The organism is Siphonobacter aquaeclarae (genome assembly GCF_900103285.1).
GTDB lineage: Bacteria > Bacteroidota > Bacteroidia > Cytophagales > Spirosomataceae > Siphonobacter > Siphonobacter aquaeclarae.
On the sequence record NZ_FNGS01000008.1, the window covers coordinates 79188 to 100840 of the forward strand.

20 protein-coding genes and 1 riboswitch are annotated in these 21653 nt (G+C 53.7%); of the genes, 13 read left to right on the forward strand and 7 right to left on the reverse strand.

Annotated elements, in window-relative coordinates; genetic code table 11:
- Window positions 1-59 precede the first annotated feature (59 nt).
- The 5 genes from BLR09_RS19780 to proC all read left to right on the forward strand — a co-directional run bounded on the left by BLR09_RS19780 (window position 60) and on the right by proC (window position 4776).
- The gene (locus BLR09_RS19780) at window positions 60-674 is read left to right on the forward strand and encodes an OmpH/Skp family outer membrane protein (RefSeq protein ID WP_093207087.1); all 615 of its coding nucleotides are present in this window, start codon (window positions 60-62) and stop codon (window positions 672-674) included.
- A 71-nt stretch (window positions 675-745) separates the two neighbouring features.
- Window positions 746-1207, forward strand: coding sequence for an SsrA-binding protein SmpB (gene smpB, locus BLR09_RS19785; protein ID WP_093207090.1), 462 nt, complete (start codon window positions 746-748; stop codon window positions 1205-1207).
- A gap of 170 nt (window positions 1208-1377) precedes the next feature.
- Window positions 1378-2841, forward strand: coding sequence for an Asp-tRNA(Asn)/Glu-tRNA(Gln) amidotransferase subunit GatB (gatB, locus tag BLR09_RS19790; protein WP_093207542.1), 1464 nt, complete (start codon window positions 1378-1380; stop codon window positions 2839-2841).
- Window positions 2841-3956 (forward strand): TlpA disulfide reductase family protein, encoded by a 1116-nt coding sequence (locus BLR09_RS19795; RefSeq protein WP_093207092.1) that lies wholly within the window; start codon window positions 2841-2843, stop codon window positions 3954-3956. The genes gatB and BLR09_RS19795 overlap by 1 nt, the downstream gene beginning before the upstream one ends.
- Before the next feature lie 19 nt (window positions 3957-3975).
- Complete coding sequence (gene proC / locus BLR09_RS19800; RefSeq protein WP_093207095.1) at window positions 3976-4776, forward strand: pyrroline-5-carboxylate reductase; 801 nt, start codon at window positions 3976-3978, stop codon at window positions 4774-4776.
- Here the strand turns inward: proC and BLR09_RS19805 are convergent, their stop codons facing one another.
- Window positions 4777-5787 (reverse strand): energy transducer TonB, encoded by a 1011-nt coding sequence (locus tag BLR09_RS19805; protein WP_093207098.1) that lies wholly within the window; start codon window positions 5785-5787, stop codon window positions 4777-4779.
- Complete coding sequence (locus tag BLR09_RS19810) at window positions 5784-6359, reverse strand: RNA polymerase sigma factor (protein ID WP_093207543.1); 576 nt, start codon at window positions 6357-6359, stop codon at window positions 5784-5786. The genes BLR09_RS19805 and BLR09_RS19810 overlap by 4 nt, the downstream gene beginning before the upstream one ends.
- Before the next feature lie 130 nt (window positions 6360-6489).
- Between BLR09_RS19810 and BLR09_RS19815 the strand changes: the two genes are divergently transcribed.
- From BLR09_RS19815 to BLR09_RS19830, 3 genes are all read left to right on the forward strand, one after another.
- On the forward strand, window positions 6490-8358 hold the full coding sequence (locus BLR09_RS19815) for a DUF4139 domain-containing protein (protein ID WP_093207100.1): 1869 nt from the start codon (window positions 6490-6492) through the stop codon (window positions 8356-8358).
- Window positions 8359-8403: 45 nt separating this feature from the next.
- On the forward strand, window positions 8404-8601 hold the full coding sequence (locus tag BLR09_RS19820) for a hypothetical protein (RefSeq protein ID WP_093207103.1): 198 nt from the start codon (window positions 8404-8406) through the stop codon (window positions 8599-8601).
- 274 nt (window positions 8602-8875) lie between these two features.
- A complete protein-coding gene (locus tag BLR09_RS19830; protein ID WP_093207108.1) occupies window positions 8876-9139 on the forward strand; it encodes a hypothetical protein in 264 nt (87 codons plus the stop codon).
- A gap of 63 nt (window positions 9140-9202) precedes the next feature.
- Here the strand turns inward: BLR09_RS19830 and BLR09_RS19835 are convergent, their stop codons facing one another.
- The 5 genes from BLR09_RS19835 to BLR09_RS19855 all read right to left on the reverse strand — a co-directional run bounded on the left by BLR09_RS19835 (window position 9203) and on the right by BLR09_RS19855 (window position 14936).
- Entirely contained in the window at window positions 9203-10912 is a 1710-nt protein-coding gene (locus tag BLR09_RS19835) for a GMC oxidoreductase (RefSeq protein ID WP_176785620.1), read from the reverse strand.
- 94 nt (window positions 10913-11006) lie between these two features.
- Window positions 11007-11579: a gluconate 2-dehydrogenase subunit 3 family protein gene (locus BLR09_RS19840; protein WP_093207111.1), complete on the reverse strand. Its 573-nt coding sequence runs from the start codon at window positions 11577-11579 to the stop codon at window positions 11007-11009.
- Window positions 11580-11968: 389 nt separating this feature from the next.
- Window positions 11969-13324 carry a homoserine O-acetyltransferase family protein gene (locus tag BLR09_RS19845; protein ID WP_317039238.1) on the reverse strand — a complete coding sequence of 452 codons (1356 nt, stop codon included), beginning with the start codon at window positions 13322-13324 and terminating at the stop codon, window positions 11969-11971.
- A gap of 7 nt (window positions 13325-13331) precedes the next feature.
- Window positions 13332-13589: a hypothetical protein gene (locus BLR09_RS19850; RefSeq protein ID WP_093207113.1), complete on the reverse strand. Its 258-nt coding sequence runs from the start codon at window positions 13587-13589 to the stop codon at window positions 13332-13334.
- A gap of 42 nt (window positions 13590-13631) precedes the next feature.
- Entirely contained in the window at window positions 13632-14936 is a 1305-nt protein-coding gene (locus tag BLR09_RS19855; RefSeq protein ID WP_093207116.1) for an O-acetylhomoserine aminocarboxypropyltransferase/cysteine synthase family protein, read from the reverse strand.
- Between the two features lie 197 nt (window positions 14937-15133).
- Window positions 15134-15245: riboswitch (SAM riboswitch) on the reverse strand.
- A gap of 206 nt (window positions 15246-15451) precedes the next feature.
- On the opposite strand from BLR09_RS19855, the gene BLR09_RS19860 reads away from it, so the two are divergent.
- From BLR09_RS19860 to BLR09_RS19880, 5 genes are all read left to right on the forward strand, one after another.
- The gene (locus BLR09_RS19860) at window positions 15452-16084 is read left to right on the forward strand and encodes an acetyltransferase (RefSeq protein WP_093207118.1); all 633 of its coding nucleotides are present in this window, start codon (window positions 15452-15454) and stop codon (window positions 16082-16084) included.
- Window positions 16085-16472: 388 nt separating this feature from the next.
- Complete coding sequence (locus BLR09_RS19865; protein WP_245689962.1) at window positions 16473-17246, forward strand: tyrosine-protein phosphatase; 774 nt, start codon at window positions 16473-16475, stop codon at window positions 17244-17246.
- Between the two features lie 279 nt (window positions 17247-17525).
- Window positions 17526-18353, forward strand: coding sequence for a polysaccharide biosynthesis/export family protein (locus tag BLR09_RS19870; protein ID WP_093207121.1), 828 nt, complete (start codon window positions 17526-17528; stop codon window positions 18351-18353).
- A 63-nt stretch (window positions 18354-18416) separates the two neighbouring features.
- A complete protein-coding gene (locus BLR09_RS19875) occupies window positions 18417-20732 on the forward strand; it encodes a GumC family protein (RefSeq protein ID WP_093207123.1) in 2316 nt (771 codons plus the stop codon).
- Window positions 20733-20935: 203 nt separating this feature from the next.
- A complete protein-coding gene (locus BLR09_RS19880) occupies window positions 20936-21637 on the forward strand; it encodes a sugar transferase (protein ID WP_093207549.1) in 702 nt (233 codons plus the stop codon).
- The last annotated feature ends 16 nt before the right edge of the window (window positions 21638-21653 follow it).

Sequence of the window (21653 nt, forward strand, 5' to 3'; positions counted from 1 at the left end):
TTTCCGGCATTTGCCTATTTTTGCCGATCTGTTTATCATAACCAAACCATCCAGTCTCAGTGAAAAACCTCTCTTTGGCCCTGAACGCCGTGTTGGCCGTGGCGGTAGCTGTTTTGTATTACCTGCACTTTAAAGGATCAGACAGTGCGGCGGCCGGGACTCCGGCGGGTTCAGTCGGTGGCAAGTCGATTGTATACGTCAACGCCGATTCACTGCTGACGCATTACGATTTCTTCAAGGATACCCAGAAAGCTTTCGAACAAAAAGGAACCCAGCTGGACCTCGAACTGAACCAGAAAGGTGCTACCATCCAGCGCGAAATTCAGGTATTTCAGCAACGTGCCGGCGGTATGATCGCGGCAGAAGCGCAAGCCAAGCAACTTGAGCTTCAGAAAAAAGCGGCTGATTTCGAGAATTACCGTCAGAAAGCTGCCAACGACCTCTCTACCGAGCGTGCGCAGCAAACGGAAAAGCTGTACGACAACATCTATAACTACATCAAGAAGTACAACAACGATACCAAGTACCAGTTTGTACTCGGCTTCCAGAAAGGCGGCGGCATCCTTTTTGCTGACACCAACCTGGATGTGACGCAAAAACTCATCGACGGTCTGAACAAGGAGTACAAGGAAACCCAGCCGAAGACCGAAGAGAAAAAAGAAGAAAAGAAATAAGCTGGCTCCGGCCGATCGAAAAGCCACGCCGACTGCGTGGCTTTTCTGTTAGGAGGAGCACTCCAACCGTTATGGCCGAAAAAGAAAAAATACAGAAGCACGTCGAAATCAAGAACCGGCGGGCTTCGTTCGAATACGAATTCCTCGAAACCTTCACGGCCGGGCTGGCCCTGACAGGTACCGAGATCAAATCCATCCGCCAGGGAAAAGCCAACCTGACGGATACCTACTGCCTGTTTTTGAGCGACGGGCTTTACGTTCGGGGTATGAATATCTCCCGGTACGAAGAAGGTACGCATTACAACCACGATCCGCTCCGGGACCGTAAACTCCTGCTTCAAAACCGGGAATTGAAAAAACTGAGTAACAAACTCAAGGACCAGGGGCTGACCATCATCGCGACCCGCCTCTTCATCTCCGAACGCGGATTTGCCAAACTCAATATCGCCCTCGCCAAAGGAAAGAAACTCCACGACAAACGCCACGACATCAAAGACCGGGACGTGAAGCGGGATATGGCGAGAAATGAGTAGGGGCGGTAGCCGGCAATTGGCTGGCGGCTATAGGCTTTAGGCTGTAAGCAATAAGCGTTAAGCAGGAGGCCGACGCCATTGCCGCCAATCGCTTATAGCCTACAGCTTATCGCTTACAGCCTAAAGCCCCCCAAAATCCCTTACCTTTGCCCCTCGAAAATCCCTGTTCTATCGTGACAGACGACATAAAAGCCCAGTACGAACTGGTCATTGGCCTGGAAGTCCATGCCCAGTTGCTTACCGAGAGTAAGATTTTTGCTTCTGACGCCAATCATTTCGGTTCGCCGCCGAATCACAATATCTCTGTTATTACCCTCGGGCATCCCGGAACGCTCCCGAAGCTGAACCAGAAGGCAGTAGACCTGGCAATTCGCTTCGGGCTGGCGACAAACAGTACCATTTCGCCCCGGACGGTGTTTGACCGCAAAAACTACTTCTATCCCGATCTGCCGAAAGGCTATCAGATTTCGCAGGATAAAAAACCCATTTGCGTGGGTGGCGAGATCTGGGTGAAGCTCAAAGATGGCACCGAGAAAGCCATTCCGCTGCACCATACCCACCTGGAAGAAGATGCCGGAAAATCGATTCACGACGACCAGTCGACCGATACCCTCCTCGACTACAACCGTGCCGGCACGCCCCTGATTGAAATTGTGACGGATCCGGCCATGCGGTCGGCGGAAGAAGCCGGCGCCTACCTGACCGAAATCCGGAAGCTGGTGCGCTACCTGGATATCTGCGATGGCAACATGGAAGAGGGTAGCCTGCGCTGCGATGCCAACATCTCCGTCCGGAAATGGGGTGATCCGGTGCTGGGTACGAAAGTCGAAATCAAGAACATGAACTCTGTTCGTTTTCTGCAGAAAGCGATCGAGTTTGAATACGACCGGCAGGTCAGCGTCCTCGAAGAAGGAGGTACCCTCATTCAGGAAACCCGGATGTTTGACCCCGAAACCGGTCGTACCTACGGCATGCGGGTAAAGGAAAGCATGAACGACTACCGGTATTTCCCGGAGCCGGATCTCGTGCCTATCCTGATAGATGAGGAGAAGCTGGCTGCCGAACGCGCCAAAATGCCTGCGCTGCCCCGGCAGTTGATGCAAAAGTACGAGGGAGAGCTGGGCCTGTCGCACGCTGACGCCCTGCTCCTGACCGAATCAAAAGCGACAGTAGCCTATTTCGAAGAAGCTATTGCCCAGGCAGCTCCCAAAACGGTTGCCAACTGGCTGACCGGTCCTGTCCGGACGTGGATGAACGAATCGAAAAAGGAGCTCTCGGCGTTCCCGGTTTCTCCGGGAGTACTGGCGGCCCTTATCCGGCTGGTCGACGAAAACAAAGTCAGCCATTCCGCAGCGGCCCAGAAGCTTTTCCCGGCACTGGTAGAGCGCCCTGACGTAGCGCCGCTGGCGCTGGCCGAAGAGCTGCAACTGATTCAGCAGGGCAATAGCGATGTGCTTCAGGCGTTGATAGACGAGGTACTGGCTGCCTGGCCGGACAAAGTCAAAGAGTACAAAAAAGGGAAAAAAGGTCTCATTGGCTTGTTTGTAGGGGAAGTGATGAAGAAATCGAAGGGGCAGGCAGATCCGAAAGTTACCAATCAACTCGTTGCCCGTTCACTAGACAATCTATCCTGATGAAACGCGTCCTTGCCGGTCTTCTCGTCTCCCTGTCTGTCCAGGCATTTGCCCAGGATGGCTACAAAATTGAAGGTACTGTCCGAAACCCGAATCCGGGTGAAAAAGCCTATCTGGCGTTTATCAACGACCGCGGAGTAGCCGTGAAACTGGATTCGTCTGCTATTGCTGACGGCAAATTCCGGATCAGCGGAAAAGCTACCGACGGCGGCGGTTTTTACCGGCTGAACGTCGGGGGACTTCCACCTGCGATTCTTTTGATCGAAGGCGGAGAAACCCTGCTCGTCGAAACCGACGCCAAAGCAGCCGGAAAACCGGTAACCAAAGTAACCGGCTCCAAAAACATGGAGTATTTCCAGCGTCTGAATGCCATCAACGAAGGATTCAAGGCAAAAGTGGATAAGCTCAATGTCGCTTACGAAGCCGCCAACGAAAAGAAGGACAAGGTCACGAAGCAAAAGATCGAAAAGCAATTCGAACAGGAGCAGGCCGTAGTCGTGCAGCAGGTGAAGACCATGATCCCCGAAATGGGAGCGAGTCTGGCGGCATTGTATGCGACGAACTTCCTGAATCAGGAACAGGACTTCGCCGTGTTTGAGCAACTGGCCGACCGGTTTGAAAAAGAAAAGCCGGACGTCCGGATGTACAAGGCATTTGTCGCAACCGTACGCCGGGTGCAGACCAGCCGCAAAGGTCTTGCCCTCGGCAGTCCGGCGCCGGAAATCAACCTGCCGGATGCCAATAACAAGATCGTATCGCTGTCGTCGTTACGTGGAAAATACGTGCTGATCGATTTCTGGGCCGGTTGGTGCGGACCCTGCCGCCGGGAAAATCCGAATGTTGTCCGGCTGTATAATCAGTTCAAAAACAAAGGATTTGAGGTATTCGGCGTATCCCTCGATTCTGACCGGAAGCTGTGGCTGGACGCCATCCAGAAAGACGGTCTGACCTGGACCCAGGTATCTGACCTGAAGTACTTCGATTCAGCTGCAGCTGTGGACTACGGTATTCAGCACATTCCCTTCACGGTACTGATCGACCCGAAGGGCAATATCGTTGCGACGGAACTCCGCGGCGAAGCCCTGGAGGCGAAGCTGAAAGAACTGATGCCCTGATTCCTATTCCCCTCTACATATGAAAATAGCGATTATCGGTTGCGGAAACATGGGTATGGCCTTTGCCAAATCGTTTCTGCAATACAACCTCGTCCGGAAAGAGGACCTTTTTCTGATCGAAAAATCGGCCGAACGCGGCGAAGCCCTGCGTGCCGAGCAAACGGGCGTCGTGGTCGATACCATCGGCCCGCGTATTTCAGAAGCAGACCTGATTATTCTGTCGGTGAAGCCGCAGGATTTCGGGCCGGTACATACCGAGCTCAAGCCGGTAATTCGCTATAATCAGCTGGTCTTGAGTATCATGGCCGGTATCTCGATCCAGCAGATACAGACGGCCCTGGATCACCCGCTTGTGGTGCGTGCCATGCCGAATACCCCGGCAATGCTCGGAATGGGGATGACGGCTTTCGCTGCCGCCAAAGAAGTAGATATTCAAAACCTCCGCCGCGCCGAAAACCTGATCAACGCCACCGGGCGTTCGGTTTTTCTGGAAGACGAAAGCCTCCTCGACGCCGCTACAGCAGTCAGCGGCTCCGGACCGGCCTACTTCTTCTACCTCGTGAAGGCGATGATCGAAGCAGGTACGCAGATGGGATTCCCCGAAAGCCTTTCCGCCCAATTGGTGAAGCAGACTATGCTGGGTTCCTATCACCTGATTCAGACAGCAGATAAGAGCCTGGACGAGCTGATCAAAGCCGTGGCGTCCAAAGGTGGTACGACGGAAGCCGCCTTGAAAACCTTCGAACAGCATGATTTGTCCGGTGCGCTGATCGCCGGGATGCATGCCGCTCAGAAACGCGCGACCGAGCTCTCCAAATAACTAAAACGGAATTTCAACCCGTGTTTTCCGGCTGACGGGCTTCCCGTTCCGGAGCGCGGGTAGCCACCGAGGCCCTTCTCTGACCAGGCGAAGGGCTTCGTCGTCATAAGGCTTGCCGAGACCTTTAACGACGCGCAGGCGGGAAAGGGTAGAGTCGGTATTGACCCGGAATTGTAAGATAACCTTGCCTATTGGTGGTTCCTGTGCCGGAATGCGACGCCGGGTGGAGAGGTATGTACGGAAGTCACCAATACCTCGGAAAGGTATCGGAGGCCTCTCAGTAATCGCCTGCCTGCCATAGCCCACTGTTACCACTTCATTCATCAGAGAGGTGTCAGCGCCGAGGCCGGGAACGGTACTATCGGCAGGAGTTGATAACTTGGTCCGAACCTCGCCTTTACCCGAATCTGCGACTACCTTACCCTGTAGCATTGCTTGAGGAGGAACGGCATCTCCATACTGTCGAAACGTATCAGGGGATGCCAGTTTCATCGCCATTTTACGTGCCGGTATCGGTGCAGCAGCCATAGCGACTTGCGGAATAGAACTGTCGGCTGTCCGTTGCGAACTACCTGCAGGCTCATCCCGGTTGGATAGCCGGGCTTTCGGCGGGGCATAGGCGACGGCCGGCTGCTCTGCCATCGGAACAGGCGCTGCCGGTACAACGCTGTCTTTCAGTGCGGGCGGCGCCGATTGTTTGGCTATTTCCGGCGTAAGCGGCGCCTGCGTCCGGAAAAACAGGGAATACCCCAGAAATAGAATACCCGCCAGGCCTGCGGCTGTCGCGAGTGGTGCCCAGCCGATGAGGCGGCGGTTGGGGCGCGTCCGCCGGTCGAGGCGGGCCTGCAATTCTTCCAGCGGTACCGATTTGCCTTCCATTGCCAGAAACCCGTCCAGTGCATCGGCCACGAACGGATCGTCGAGCGCGGCACGCTCCACCCGGTGCTGTTCCGCATCGGAAAGGGTGCCGGCCGCATAGCGACGGAGGAGTTCGGGCGTAACGGGTTTCATGAGGCGTTGTCCATGCACAGTTTCAGGTTCCGGCGACCGTTTTGCAGGTAGCTTTTTACCTGATTCGGATCATAGCCGGTTTCTTCGGTGATCTGCCGGTAGCTTTTTTCTTTCAGGAAGAACAAAGAGACCGTCGTTTTCTGCTCCGGATTCAATTGTTCCAGGCATTTTTCGAGGTAGCGGAAGGTACTTTCTTTCTCCGCGCTGTCGTCCTGTAGATGCGGAAAGACAGCTGATTCCATACGGTCGTCGTCAAAAAAATCATCCACCCGGATTTTTTCCGAGCGAAGCTGCATCAGGCAGTAATTTTTGGCGACGCTGTGCAGCCAGCTTTTCCAGTTGGCAATGGTATGCGTGCGTGCCTTTTCGATGAGCTCTTCGAAGATGGCCATGACGGCGTCTTTGGCTTCGTCTTCGTCGCGCAGGTATTTGTAGCAGACGGCGTACAGCATTTCCATATGCCGTTCGTAGAGCTTGCCGAGAATGCGCAGGTCTCCCGTCTCCCTATATTCACGGAGGAGGTCCTGTTCGTCGTCGGAAGGATCAGAAGTGCGGCGTAGTTTAAGAAACATGGGGATGCGGTCAGCCTGCGAATCAAGGAAGAAAATGGCTATTATCGGGAGAAAATAAAAAAAATGTTCGCCGGCGTTATGGAATGCTGCCCGGCGCTGCATCCAGCCTTTAAACTAGTCTGATCCAACGATGAAACGCCTTTTTCTCCTGTTTTTGCCCCTGTTTGCGGGTGCAGAAACCACCCCGGTTCCCCTTTCTTCCAAACCGGAAAAAGTCACTGTCTTTCTCAATGGCGCGCAGATAACCCGAACGGCCAAAGTATCTCTGCCGGCAGGAAGGACAGAGCTGTATTTCGGGAATCTGTCTCCGAAACTGGACCGGAATACTGTTCAGTTAAAAGGCGAAGGCAGTTTTACGGTGCTGTCTGTGAATACGCAGCAGGGTTTTGCGGAAGGCGGTAAATCCCGCTATGAAAAAACGCAGGAGCTCGAAAAAAAGAAGGAAGTACTGGACGACAAGATCAGCGTTCAGCTGAAAATGAAAGAAGTATTCATTCAGGAAGAAGCACTCCTCAAGAAAAACCAGGAGCTCGCCGGCAAGATGCAGAACCTGAAGGCGACTGACATCAAGGAAGCCGCTGATTTTCAACGGGTACGTCTCACAGAAGTACTCATGAAGCAACTGGAGATCGACCGGGCCATCAGCAAGTTGAACGACGAAGTCAAGGAGCTCAACAAAGAAATGACCCTCTTGAATACCGGAGCCGACAAACAGGTAGGAGAGGTATGGGTGACGGTGTCGAGCAAGGTACCTGTTCCGGCGGCGGCGTTTACGGTTACATACTTTGTGCCGGATGCGGGCTGGAAACCTTCCTATGATATTCGTGTGGAAAACCTCGAAAAACCATTGACAGTAGGCTACCGCGCGCAGGTTTTTCAGTTTACGGGAGAAGACTGGAATGGAGTGAAACTGACGCTTTCGAATGCTGATCCGCGTCGTAATGCGACGCTGCCTCAGCTCAGCCCGTGGTATGGAGGAGTGGAATACCGCACGGATTATGAGATGCCGCCGCCAAGCCAGTACAACCCGGGCGTGCACCAGGTATCCGGGCGGGTGACGGATAAGAAGACGCACGAAGCCGTGGCGGGTGTATCTGTTCAAATCCGGAATACGTCCCTGGGCGTTCTGACGAATGAAAACGGTATTTACCGCCTGGATATTCCGCCGATCTTACCGGAAAATGCGCGGCAGCTGGAGTTTATGTCTGTCGGCTATCAGAAGGAGTCGAGGGGCATATCGCAGGAGCTGCTTGATGTGGAGATGAGTGTCGATACCAGAGTACTGGATGAAGTAGTAGTGGTTGGATATGGTACGCAACGGAAAACGGCGGCTACCGGTGCTGTTTCGAATGCCCTGATGGGCCGCATGCCTGTCCCTATTGATTTTACCGAAAAGGAAGCGCCGACCAGCCGCTCCTATGAAATCCAGAATTCCTACACGATCCTGTCAGACGGAAAAGTATATGCCGTGGAAATCAAAGAGGCGGAGATACCGGCGTCTTTTGAATACAGGGCAGTACCAAAGCGCAGCCAGGATGCTTTTCTGACGGCTCAGATTACCGACTGGACGAAGTATGGCTTTCAGGATGGCGAGATGAGTCTCTTTCTCGAAGGTAATTTTGTAGGGAAAGGCCGGTTGGACACTGGTACGGGAGATACCCTTATGCTGTCTTTGGGGAAAGATCCGGCGGTACAGATTCAGCGCACGCGGACGAAAGACTTTAACAAAAAATCGTTCTGGGGAAGCTCGAAATCGGAGGAATTCGGGTATGAAATCAAGGCAAAAAGTACCCGCAGCCAGCCGATTACCCTCGTGGTTTACGATCAGTTTCCGCTCTCCCGAAACAAGGAAATCGAAATTCAGGATAAAAAAGCCCCCGGTGCGGATGTCAACAGCGAAACCGGCCTGATTACCTGGCGCTGGAAGATGAAGCCGTCGGAAGAGCAGAAAACACGGTTCGGGTATATAGTGAAGGGGCCGAAGGGAGGAGGAGAATAAGTAGGTCACGTTCTCGTTTTGTATCTTTGAGAAAAGCGATTGAAAATGGATATCGAATTCAAAGTAGGAAAGCGACAACATGACCCGCGCCACATGACCTCCGAGGAACGCGTGCACTGGCAAAAGGAGATGGCTGAAGATGCTCGTGAATACCTGTTTTCGATCGGGCAACCATTAGTGTACAGAAAACAAGGCCATATCGTTGCAGAACACAGGGACGGAAGGATCCAGATAATCAAGTGAATGTATTCCTGATCGCCGGTCCTCCGGGAATCGGAAAAAGTACACAGAGCAGATCCTTTGTACCGGAAGGCGTCGCTATTATAGATCAGGATCTCGCGGCCTATCAATACAAAAGGAAGGGGTTCTCAGACTATCGGGATATAGCGTCGCTGACGACTAACGAGCGTATTCGGAAATTTCTGATAGCAGGGGAAGATTTTGCACTTGAACTAAATCTTGGCTTTGAGTCGCACTATGCATTTCTTCAGTCTATAGCCGCGAAATCAACGTATTGTTGACTCTCTTCTTTACCGATGATATTCAGATTTGTCTCCATCGTGCCGAAATAAGGTTTCAAAATGGTGGACACGAAGTAAAGCCTGAAGTGATCCGGGAAATGTATGACGATACCTTGCCGCTACTGGCGCAGCACAGGGAGATGTTTGCGGATATAACGTTGGTTGACGTAACTTATGAAGGCGTAACCGAACTGACGTCGAAGCAGGAAGAATTGCCGGAATGGGTTAAGGCGTTTGATTTGCAGAAATACCTTGTTTGAAGACTGACAATAAAAAACGGGCGGATGTCAATCCGCCCGTTTTTGCTTCTGATCCTAAACCGATCAGATATTTTTCTTCTTCAGCTCCTTCACCGCGAAGTCTGCCGCCCGGGCCGTGAAGGCCATGTAGGTCAGAGACGGGTTCTGGCAGCCGGCAGAGGCCATGAACGAGCCGTCGGTGACGAACACGTTCTTGGCGCCCCATACCTGGTTGTTGCCGTTGAGGATACTGTTTTTCGGGTCGCGACCCATGCGGGCGGTACCCATTTCGTGGATAGCCATTCCGAGGTAGGAGCCGTTGTCGAACGTCCGGATGTTTTTCACACCGGCGGCTTCGAGCATTTCAGCGGCGTCGTTCATCATGTCTTTCCGCATCTTGCGCTCGTTTTCGCGCAGGTCGGCGTCAAACACGACAGTCGGCAGGCCCCACTTATCTTTCTTGTTGCGGTCGAGGAACATCCGGTTTTCGTAGGCCGGAAGGGTTTCGCCGAAGCCGCCGAGGTTCATTGACCACGGTCCCGGCTTGGTAGCTTTTTCCTTCAGGTCTGCACCGAAGCCCATTTCAGCGACAAGACCACCCCAGCCCTGACGGCTGCCGCCGCCCTGGTAGCCGAAGCCACGGAGGTAATCACGCTTGTCGTTGCCGATGTTCCGGTAGCGGGGAATATAAATCCCGTTGGCCCGGCGACCGAAGAGGTATTTGTCGTCCAATCCTTCCACGAGGCCTGAAGCGCCGGTGCGGAAGTGGTGATCCATCAGGTTGTGACCAAGCTGGCCGGAATCGTTGCCGAAACCGTTCGGGAAGCGGTCAGAGATGGAGTTGAGCAGCAGGGCCGTTGAACCGATGGCGCCGCCGCAGATAAAGACGACTTTCGCGAAGAAGTCAATGGCTTCGTTCGTTTCAGAATCGATGATGCGTACGCCCTTGGCTTTCTGCGTCTGGGGATCGTAAAGGATCTCCGCAGCGATGCTGTTGGGGCGGATCGTCAGGCGACCGGTCGCTTTGGCTGCCGGAATCGTCGCCGACGGGCTGCTGAAGTAGCCGCCATACGGACAGCCGAGGGAACAGAGGTTCCGGTACTGACAGGGGCCGCGGCCTACTTTGGTTTGCTGCGGACCTGCCTGCGTCAGGTTGGCTACCCGGCCGATGGTCATGACCCGGTTCGGGAATTTGCCTTCGATACCTTTCTTGACGACCTGCTCGGCGCAGTTCATCTGCATCGGAGGGAGGAACTCGCCGTCAGGAAGCTGGGCGAGGCCGTCCTTGCTGCCGGATACGCCGACAAACTTCTCCACATAGCTGTACCAGGGAGCAATGTCTGCGTAGCGAACCGGCCAGTCGGTACCGATGCCTTCTTTGGCGTTGGCTTCGAAGTCGAGGTCGGAGAGACGGTAGCTCTGACGACCCCACATGATAGACTTTCCGCCGACAATATTCGGACGGTACCAGTCGAACCGCTTGAGTTCGCCGTAAGGTGCGTCCAGGTCATTGAACCAGTAGCTCTTGTTGGCCTCGCCGTAGGGATAATCGCGGCTGAGGAAGGGGTGGGAAGCGCGCTCTTCGGTCGTGATCCGGCCGCGGTGAGGAAGTTCCCAGGGCTTTTTAAGTGCGTTTTCGTAGTCTGTTACGTGCTCGAATTTACGGCCGCGTTCCAGAACGATGGTTTTGAGACCTTTTTCGGTCAACTCTTTCGCTGCCCATCCGCCGGAGATACCTGATCCGACAACGATGGCATCGTATGTATTTTGTTCGTTTGCTCGAAGAATGTTCATGATCAAAATCGATTAATCAGTTGTCTGTTTGCTGTTTACAGTTTTCCGTGGCTTTCCGGCAGGCGGGAAGACGGAGCTGTTCACGTGTGTCAGACTAGGTTGCCCATGCTTTTTGACCCGGCTTGAGGGGGGTACATCCTTCGTAGCGTCCCGGAACATACTCATAGGCCAGGGCCTTGGTAGCGCCGATTTCGGAAGTGAAATAGCCGAACATGGTCAGCTCCTTAATCGTAAACCAGAAGGGTTGCTCTTTCACACCGGCTTTGCGGTCGGCGAAAGCGTTGGCTTCCTCCAGCTTGAGGATAGCTGTCTTTTGTTCAGCAGAAGCGTCTTTGAACGACTTGCCGTATACTGCCCTGGTTTCCCGGTCCACCCGTGCCAGTCCGTTCTGGAGACGATCCTGGTACTCTTTCGGATAGCAGTCAGAAACCAGCAGGTTGATGAAGGGGCCTACGCCGGCCGCCTTGGCTCCTGCCGAATCGGCCGTGGTAGGAATGATGACATCAGCGATTTCCGCGATGAGGTCTTCGGTCGGTTGATCGAAGATGAGCTTCGCAGTGCCGGTAGGAAGGTCTTTCCGTCCTTCGACGATGTCCGCGAGTGCCGGAGTGGCCAGCAGCCCGCCCATCATCATACCTACCATTTGCAGGGCTTCACGACGTTTCATGCAGTAATGTGAGAGATTAAGGTATGAAATAAGTTAGGCAATTCAGCAAGACAGAAATTGGGTTGAAACCGAACGGAAAGGTACACGGAAAACACAGATAGACAAAATCGAATCGCTGAAATATACCATTTATGAGCTGAAATGCCCACGGGGTTGTCTTTTCGGAAAAAGGGGAAAAGAGGGTAGGAAAAAGAGAGTAGGTTCTCTATAAGTATTACCTCCTGACACGAGAGGAAACAGCTCCTGACTTTTCCGTGTATTCTGTGCTTTCTGTGAGCATCTTTTTTATTTTCTCACAGAAAGCACAGAACACACAGAAAGGAGAAAATAAAAATGCCCACAGGGACTGATCCTTCTGTGAGCTTTTCTAAAAAATAACTATTGCCTGGTCAACGTACCGGAAGCGGAAACGACGGCAGCGTATGCGTGCGCCCGTCGGCAAAAAACATCCGGTTGGTCGCTTCGTCAAAGCCTTTGACAAAGCGGGTATTGGCCAGGATATGCGGGAGTCGCGGGCTCAGCGGCGCGAAGTCGTACAACTCCTGCAGCGCCTGCCCTATTTTTTCCAGGTTATTTTCAGATTCGATGCGGTTTCCGTTGATGAGGTGAACCGTGGAGGGCGTCGCCACAAAGGATATATTCTCGACGGCGATGTACTCGCTAAAACCTTTCCGCACGTCGACCCGCACCCGGTCCCGGATGATGAGTTCTTCCTCTTCCCGGGGGGCAAACTGATTGGCCAGTTCCCAGGTACGGATGGTCTTCGTCATCAGTTCATTTTCCACCAGAAAACCGTCATGACCGTAGAGGGAATCGATTTCAGTCAGCTCGGCCTGGGGAATGTACCGGGCCAGAAAACGTTGCTCTTCAATCGGGAAAAGTACGTCAGACTGAATACCAATAATCAGCGTCTGGGTTTTGACCTGGTTGAGCGCGCTCATGGCGCCGCCGCGGTTGCGTCCGACGTCATGTGAATCCATCACCTTGGACAGCGTCCAGTAGGCAAAAGCATTGAACCGGGCGGCAAGTTTGTCGCCCTGATACTGCTGATAGGAGCAGGCCCGGAAGTTCTCGATCGCCGATTCTTCGCGGGGTTGGGTAAAGTCGTACGTCTTGGGATTGCGGTAGCTGAGCAGCGCCGTGGCACGTGCGGCCTTCATGCCGGAAAGACCGGCATCCGGCCGGCGCTCCTGCCACGTTTGATCGGCCTGAATGGCCATCCGCTGGGACTCGTTGAAGGCAACGCCCCAGGGAGACATACGGGCATTGGTTGCGATCAGAATCAGCTGATCAAACAGCTTCGGCTGCTGAATGGCCCATTCCAGCGCCTGTTGCCCGCCGAGAGACCCGCCCACCAGCGTTTTGATACGCCGGATGCCCAGGTGTTCACGCAGCAGGTCGAGACTCGCCACGATATCCCGGATGGTAATCAGCGGAAAATCCTGGTAATAGGGTTCTCCGGTAGCGGGGTTGACCGACAGGGCATTGGTGGACCCGTAGGCCGACCCCAATACATTGGCACAGACAATAAAATGCTGCCGGGTGTCGAAGAGTTTTCCTTCCCCGACCAGTCCGCTCCACCAGTCTGCCGGATCGGAGTTTCCGGTCAGGGCATGACAAATCCATATTACGTTTTCCGCTGAAGGGGTTCCGTAAGTGTGATAGGCAATTTCGATCTCCGGCAGAACTACCCCGCATTCCAGTGTGAAATCGTGGGGGTAGTGGTAACGCTTCAGTTCAGACAATTCGCAATCAATTAATGAGTAATCCCTGCGCGCTCAGCAGCGCGGCTATTTCGTCAAAAGACTCTTCGTATTCCCAGTACATCTGTCTGTCAAACGAACCGGTGACGAGAATGTACCGGCTTGACACAGACAGTATCCGGTCAATCGCCACCAGTTTCACCATGGGTACTTCCACCCGTACTTCTTCGGTTATCTCGCGGTTGTCCGCGTCGTACCCGTGGACGATCCGGTAATGGCCGGTCGTAATCCGGATGAACTTCTTCATTTGGAAGAAGGGAGACAGCCGCAGCTGCCTCCCTGTTTAAGGCTATGCGCCGAGCGCGGCGGCGAGCGCCTGCTCAAAGTCGGCCTTGATGTCTTCAATGTGTTCATACCCGAGCGATACCCGTAGCAGACCCGGTTCGACACCGGCTGTCACCTGCTCGGCATCCGAGAGCTGGGAGTGGGTAGTACTCGCCGGGTGAATGATGAGAGTCTTGGCATCGCCAACGTTGGCGAGGTGGCTGACGAGCTTGAGGGAGTTTACGAGCTTGTCGGCTGCCTCTTTACCGGCCCGGAGCTTGAAGGTCAGCACGCCGCCGAAACCGCGCGTCAGGTACTTTTTCGCCAGTTCGTGATACGGGCTGCTTTCCAGGCCGGGGTAGTTGACGTACTCCACGGCATTGTTCGATTGCAGCCATTTGGCCAGCGCCAGGGCATTGTCGTTGGTACGTTCCACCCGGAGTGAAAGGGTTTCCAGGCCCTGAAGCAGGAGGAAACTGTTGAACGGCGCCTGAGACGGACCCCAGTCGCGCAGGCCTTCCACCCGTGCCCGGATGATAAACTGAATGTTTCCGAACGGGCCGCCAATGCCAAAAATGTCATTCAATACCAGGCCGTGGTAGCTCGGCGACGGAGACGTAAACTGCGGGTACTTACCGTTGCCCCAGTTGAAGGTACCGCCATCGATGATCACGCCGCCCATCGTTGTACCGTGGCCGCCGATCCATTTGGTCGCGGAGGTAACGACGATGTGGGCGCCGTGTTTGAGGGGCTGTGCGACGGCACCGCCGGCGCCGAAGGTATTGTCGACGATCAGCGGGAGGTCGTATTTCTGCGCCAGTTTGGCAAAGGCGTCAAAGTCAGGAACATTGAAACCGGGGTTGCCGATGGTTTCGAGGTAAAGGAACTTGGTTTTTTCATCGATAAGCCGCTCGAATGATTCGGCCTTGTCGCCGTCCGCGAAGCGGGCTTCCACACCGATATTCTTGAAGGAGTTCTTGAACTGGTTGTAACTGCCTCCGTATAAATAGGAAGTAGTGACGAAGTTATCGCCAACGGTTGTGATGTTGTTGATCGCGATGAACTGTGCGGCATGGCCGGACGCAACAGCCAGAGCTGCCACTCCGCCTTCGAGGGCGGCGATGCGTTTCTCGAACACATCGTTGGTAGGGTTCATGATCCGGGTGTAGATATTCCCGAATTCCTGAAGGGCAAACAGGCGCGCACCGTGCGCAGAGTCGTTGAACTGGTAGGCAGTGGTCTGGTAAATGGGCACTGCCCGTGCATTGGTAGCGGGGTCAATCTGCTGTCCGGCATGAAGCTGGAGCGTCTCAAAGCGGAGTTCTGACATTTCTTGTTGCAGTGATTTTGTGAGTAAAAGATAGTTTAAAGGCGTAAGTGACCGGCCAAAGGGCGGCGTTCCGGAAGGGTTATCTCCGGATCAGGGTATGCAACAAAGACGGGTAATTCCGGTAAGAAAGAAGTCGAAGACAGAGGCGGGAAGCAGCGGCCCCCCGCAAAGGGATCGAGTCAGAACCATGAGAATAAACCTTATCTCTCCCCGGAGACCTTCCCCGGGGCAGGAATTAGCACCTTGTTTCGCATGAAATAGGTTGCCAGCGGTTCACAGAGCCCGTCTCTCCCCGCTTCTCGATAAGCCAGAGCCGTCGGAAAGAACGGCTTGGTCTGACTTTTCAACGGGCGAAATTACACGCCACGCGGGAATACATGCAACTTTCCCCCGAAAATCTTTGCTTTACAGCGGGATACACTTCCCGTTACGTTCACTCATTCCGGAATGGATATCGGGATGGAATCCGCTACTTTTGCGGAAGGATTGCCGGAAGCTTTCGGCGTACAACAGCTATGGAAAACCCAGTCATTATCTTCGGGGCGGGCCCGCTCGGAAAAACAGCCCTCGATATTTTCAACCGGAACGGCGTTCTTGTATACGGATTTCTCGATGACGATGCCACGCTGCACGGCACCGAGATCGGCGAGGTCGCCGTCTTCGGCGAAACAGACAACGAAGGCTTTACCAAGCTGATCGGAAAAAAATGCGAGGCCTTTGTGGCTGTCGAAGACCGGACCGAGCGTAAAACGCTGGTCGGATTTCTGAATGAAACGCGGCATACCCAGCCTGTCAACGCCATTCACCCTACTGCTATTTTGTCGGAAGAAGCGCCCATCGGCCACGGCAACCTCATTGCTGCGCGGGTGGTTGTGCAGCCGTTCGCCACGGTAGGCAGTCATTGCCTCCTGCACGCGGGTGCTATTGTAGATACGGAAGCAGAGGTAGGAGATTTCGTGCAGATCGGCGCGGGAAGCGTGGTAGGTTCCGGAGCAAAAATTGGAGAAAACACATTTATTGGTTCCGGCGTGACGATCGTTCCGGGTATTCAGGTCGGAGCCGGAGCGCGCATAGGTGCTGGTTCTGTGGTGGTAGAGAACGTGGGAGAGGGGGCGACCGTTTTCGGGAACCCCGCAAAGAAATTGTAATTTTTTAATACCCCCGCCAAATGGCGGCTGAGAGCATGCAGGCGCTGATTTTGCACCTGATACCCATGCGGCGTCCCCGCCGGATTTTTCCGGCAGGGCATCCGCGTTTCGTTATTTTTCGTTAGTCTTTCTCGGAAGGTACCCCGGAGAGAACGTTTTCCGGGATTGAATCGCCTTCCTTTTCCGGAAGTTTGCCTGTTTGATGGGGACGTACCCGCTCTCACGACTCCGGAAAAAGCGAACCGGCGGATGCCAAACAAATATGGCATTCTGCCTGTTGTGCTGGACGGGATTCGGGGATGTTGATTCATGCGGGAAACGACCGAACAATTCATGAATTCAATTTTATCCGGGAGGTCTTTCACCGGCTCACTATTCCCCATGCACCATGCATTCTGAAACATTATGGCATCGGTTACGGAAGAAGATTTTTCCGGAAAAGGCAGCCCCCGAAGAGGCAGTGAAGAACTGCTTTTGGGAAGTAGATATCCACTCTCACCTGGTGCCAGGGATAGACGACGGGGTTTCTTCGGAAGAAGAAGCCGCTGAGTGTCTCCGGCAGTTTGCGGAATGGGGTATCCGGAAGGTGATCACGACGCCGCACGTCAGCCGGGACTGGTTTCCGAATTCCAGGGATACCCTGTTGCGGGGAAAAGACCAGTTGCAGGAGCTGACGGTACGGCATGGTATCCCGGTGGAGATCGACGTCGCAGCGGAGTATCTGCTCGACGACTTTTTCCCGGACCTGCTCGCCAACAAACAGGTACTCTCGTTCGGAGAGCCCCGTTACCTGCTGGTGGAAACGGCCTGGTCGTCTGCTCCCCTGCATCTGACGGATCTTATTTTCCGGATTCAGGCGGCAGGGTATACGCCGGTTCTGGCTCACCCGGAGCGGTACAAATACTACCAGCATTTCGAGGCTGAGATCAGCCGCCTGCGTGAATCCGAATGCCTGTTGCAGTTAAATGCCATGTCGCTGATGGGAAAATACGGCGAGCAGGCCCGGCAACAGGCGAAAGTACTGCTAAAACACGGTTGGGTTGATTTTGTCGGGAGCGATCTGCACCGGCCGGCGGATTTGTCCCGGTACGAACGGATTTTCTCGGTATCGGATTTCGGGCTGTTGAAAAACCAGCCGCTCCGGAACGAAACGCTGCTTTGATTAATCCAATTTCTGAAAACCGAAGCTTATTGGACTATTCCTATATTTTCTTGGTCATTGCCGCATTTGCCCAATGTTAAGAAATTGTCTCCCAAATTTTGAGTATTTGTTAATTGGGAGAACATAATTCTAATTATTGTTCCATACTCATTAACCAATGTTAGTAAATGGGGGTGATGTGAAAAAGAATCTGTAATTGTTTGGTTGTTAACCAAAATATATATTTTCTTTGAACAGGAGTTTCGACTCTTGCCGCCATTTTGGACTTTTTGAAGCTATATGTTTACCAGATCATTCCGCCAGGATCAGGTACGCCTCGCAAAGACTGTGTCTTTGTTTTCGGCGCTTGCCTTTTGTTTTTCCAGTTGTGTTTCATCGAAGAATCTCGCTCTCTTTCAGGGAGGAGACGGAGTTGTTGCTGATTCACTGAGCGTGGCTCAGCGTTTCACGCCGACTATCCAGCCGGGAGACGTACTGTCTGTAACGGTTAACAGCCTGAATCCGGAAGCCACTGCTGTTTTCAATTTGCCGGAAAACAGCGCAATGGCACAGGGGCAGATCATCACAGCCTCTGCCAATCCGCTGGCTTACCAGCCGGGCTACCTTGTCAGTAAAGAGGGAACGATTGAGTTTCCGATGATCGGACGGGTATCGGTAACGGGTCAGACGACGTCTCAGATCTCAGCTCTTCTGAAGGATAAAATCAAATCCTACCTGAAGGAACCGGTGGTGAATGTCCGCAACGTAAACTTTCGGATCTCCATTCTCGGAGAGGTGAACCATCCGGGGCTGTTTCTGGTCAACAACGAGCAGGTAACGTTGTTGCAGGCACTCGGGATGGCAAATGACATCACCATTTACGGCAAGCGCGAAAACGTGCTGATTATCCGGGAGGAAAACGGAAAAAAGACGTTCGCCCGGGTGGATCTGACCAAGCGTGATTTTTTCCGCTCTCCGTATTATTACCTGCATCCGAACGATATCGTGTACGTTGAACCGGGTCAGGCCCGGGCAGCTTCCACCGACAATAGTTACCGGATTCTGCCTATCGTAATCAGTGGTGCATCCGCCATACTTGTACTGGTCAGTGTTCTGGTCAGGAAGTAGTAACACAGTCCGCCTCTGTGTAATCAATCCACTCGATTCATATATCCAATAAGAAAGGAATTTATGGCAACGAACAACGCGTACTCGTCCTATGTGCCGTATACGGTCGTAGAGACGGACCAGACCAACATCCGTGCGATTTTATTCCGCTATGTACGGAACTGGCCCTGGTTTCTCGCCTCTATAGTTGTTGCGCTCGGCGCAGCGTACGTTTACATGCTGTATCAGCAACCGATCTTCCGGGTTCAGGCAAGTCTGCTTGTCAAGGACGAGAAGAAAGGTGTAGATACCGGGGAACTGATGAAACAGCTCGATATTTTCGGTCAGCAGAAACTGGTCGATAACGAAATCGAGATTCTGAAGTCCTACACACTGATGGACAAGATCGTCGGTGACCTGAATCTGGATGTTACCTATTTCGCTCCCACGAATTTCGGAAAGCGCGAAGTGTACGGTGATGTACCGGTTCGGATTATCGTGGAAAAAGCGACGCCGGAACTGTACAAGACGGAACTGAATCTTTCTTTCCCCGACGCGCGCACTATCCGGATCAACGATCAGAATTTCCCGCTGAACCAAAGCGTTCAGACGCCGTATGGACGGATTCGCTTCTTTGCACCGAAACCCGTTACCAACGCGCCCGAGAAACTGATTGCCGTTGCCCTGCCGAGGGCGAAGGCTGTCGAAAACTACCTGAAAGCCTTTACGGCGGAAACGGCGAGCAAGCAATCAACGGTTATTCAGTTGACTATCCTCGACGCCGTTCCTGCAAAAGGAGAGGCAATTCTGAACCGGCTTATCGACGAATACAACGCCGCGGCTGTTGAAGACAAGAACAAGACCGCGTCGAATACACTCAAATTCCTGGACGAACGCCTCGGGCTTGTTTCCGGTGAGTTGCAGACGGTTGAGAAAAACGTCGAACAATACAAAACAGCTCAGGGTATTACCGACCTGAGCGCTCAGGCGCAGAGCTTTCTGCAGACGGTTCAGCAAAACGATGCCCAGCTCAACGAGGTGGGTCTTCAGCTCGGCGCCATACAGGATGTGGAGCGGTATGTCAACAGCCGTTCACAAGAACGTGCCGGCGCGCCGTCTACCCTCGGTCTGAGCGATCCGGTTCTTCTCGGACTGATCACGAAAGTATCGGAGCTGGAATTGCAGCGCGAACAGCTCGCCCGTACGACTTCCGAACAAAACCCGATGCTTCAGTCGCTCGAAAGCCAGATCAGAACGACGAAAGCGAACATCAAGGAAAATATTCAGACGACGAAAACCATGCTGAATACCTCGAAAACTCAACTGATGGCGACCAACCGGAAGCTGGAAGGAGTCATCCGGAGTATTCCGCAGAAAGAGCGTTCGCTGATCGATATTTCCCGCCAGCAGGCCATCAAGAATAACCTTTATACGTTCCTTCTGCAGAAACGGGAAGAGACCGCCGTATCCTACGCGTGTACGATTGCTGACAGCCGGACGGTTGACCCGGCCCGCAGCTCGAACGAACCCGTTCGTCCCGTTGCGAAAGTGATCTTCGCACTCTTCTGCCTCGTCGGCCTGGTTATCCCGGCCGGAGCGATTACGGCAAAAGATGCGCTGAATAACCGCGTAATGCGCCGGACGGACGTGGAAGAAGTAACGCAGGTACCCATCCTCGGCGAAGTGGTCAAGAGCAAGGATGCCGACCGCCTGATCATGGCGCCGCAAAACCGCTCCGTGATTTCCGAGCAGATCCGTACCATCCGGACGAACCTGCAGTTCCTCAAATCGGCTACTGACAGTCAGGTGCTGCTGTTCACTTCCAGTATTTCGGGAGAAGGAAAGTCTTTCGTGTCGCTCAACCTGGGGGCCAGTCTTGCCCTGGTAGACCGCCCGACCGTTATTCTGGAAATGGACCTTCGGAAGCCGAAACTGCGCGAAGCACTCGGTATGACAAACGGCATCGGTATCAGTAACTACCTGATCGGCGAGGCCACACTCGACGAAGCGCTTCACCCGATTCCGGGCTATGAAAATTACTACATCATGCCGAGCGGACCGATTCCGCCGAACCCGTCGGAATTGCTCAGCAGCCAGCGTCTGGAGCAGTTGTTTGTTGAACTGCGCGAGCGCTTCAATTATGTCATTGTCGATTCACCGCCGATCGGACTTGTAACCGATGCGCAGCTGATTGCTCCCTTTGCGGATTCGACGATGTATATGGTACGTCACGATGTGACACCGAAGAATTACCTGAAAATGATCGACACGCTCTACAAGGAGCAGCGATTCCAAAAGCTGAATATCATTCTGAACGGCGTCGGAGAAGGAGAAGCGTATTATTACAGTTATAGCTACGGCTATTACGGTGATGAAAAGGGCAAACAGGTTCAATCCTAGTTTGAGCTACGCTATTCTGACCGCCGCCACGGTTACGAACCATTAGCCGCGTGCTTCTCCCGCCAGAGGAGCCGCATTCTGAATCACAGTTTTCCATCTCCCATTTGCGAGTACATTCCCCCGGTAAGTCACCTTTGCCGGGGGAAATGGGGAGAACTTTGCCAGAAACCTCCGCTCTCAGCCCAACCAAAATCCGCCAGATCATGAAGTATTCCGCCAACACCATCCAGCTTGACTCCCCGTTTATCGATCAAAACGGCGGATTGGATCGTTCCCATGAAACGCTTGCCCGTCAGACCACCCCGTTTGGCAAGCGCATTTTTGACATTACTGTGTCCAGTCTGGTTACCCTGACTGTACTGACCTGGATGATTCCGGTGATTGGCCTGCTGGTCAAACTGTCGTCTCCCGGTCCGGTTTTCTTCCTCCAGTGGCGGAACGGCCGGAACGGCCGGAACGGCCGGAACGGCCGGAAATTCCGCTGCATCAAATTCCGCACCATGCGGTTTGACCGGAATGCCGCCTTCAAGCAGGCGACGGCCCACGACCCCCGGATTACCCCGATCGGCCGTTTTCTCCGGAAAACCAATCTCGATGAAATGCCCCAGTTCCTGAACGTACTCATGGGCGACATGAGCATTGTAGGTCCGCGACCGCATGCTGTGGAGCACGACGCGCAATACGAAGCCGTTGTGCCTGGTTACCTCCACCGCTACGCTGTAAAGCCGGGTATCACAGGCCTGGCGCAGACGCGCGGCCTGCGTGGCGAAACCGGAATGACGGACATGCTTCACCGTGTCCGGCTTGACCGCTGGTATATCCGGCGTCAATCGGCAGTTCTCGACGTAAAAATCTGCTGGTGGACGGTAGAGAAGATGGTAACCGGAGACGAAAAGGCTGTTTAGGAACGGACGAATCCAA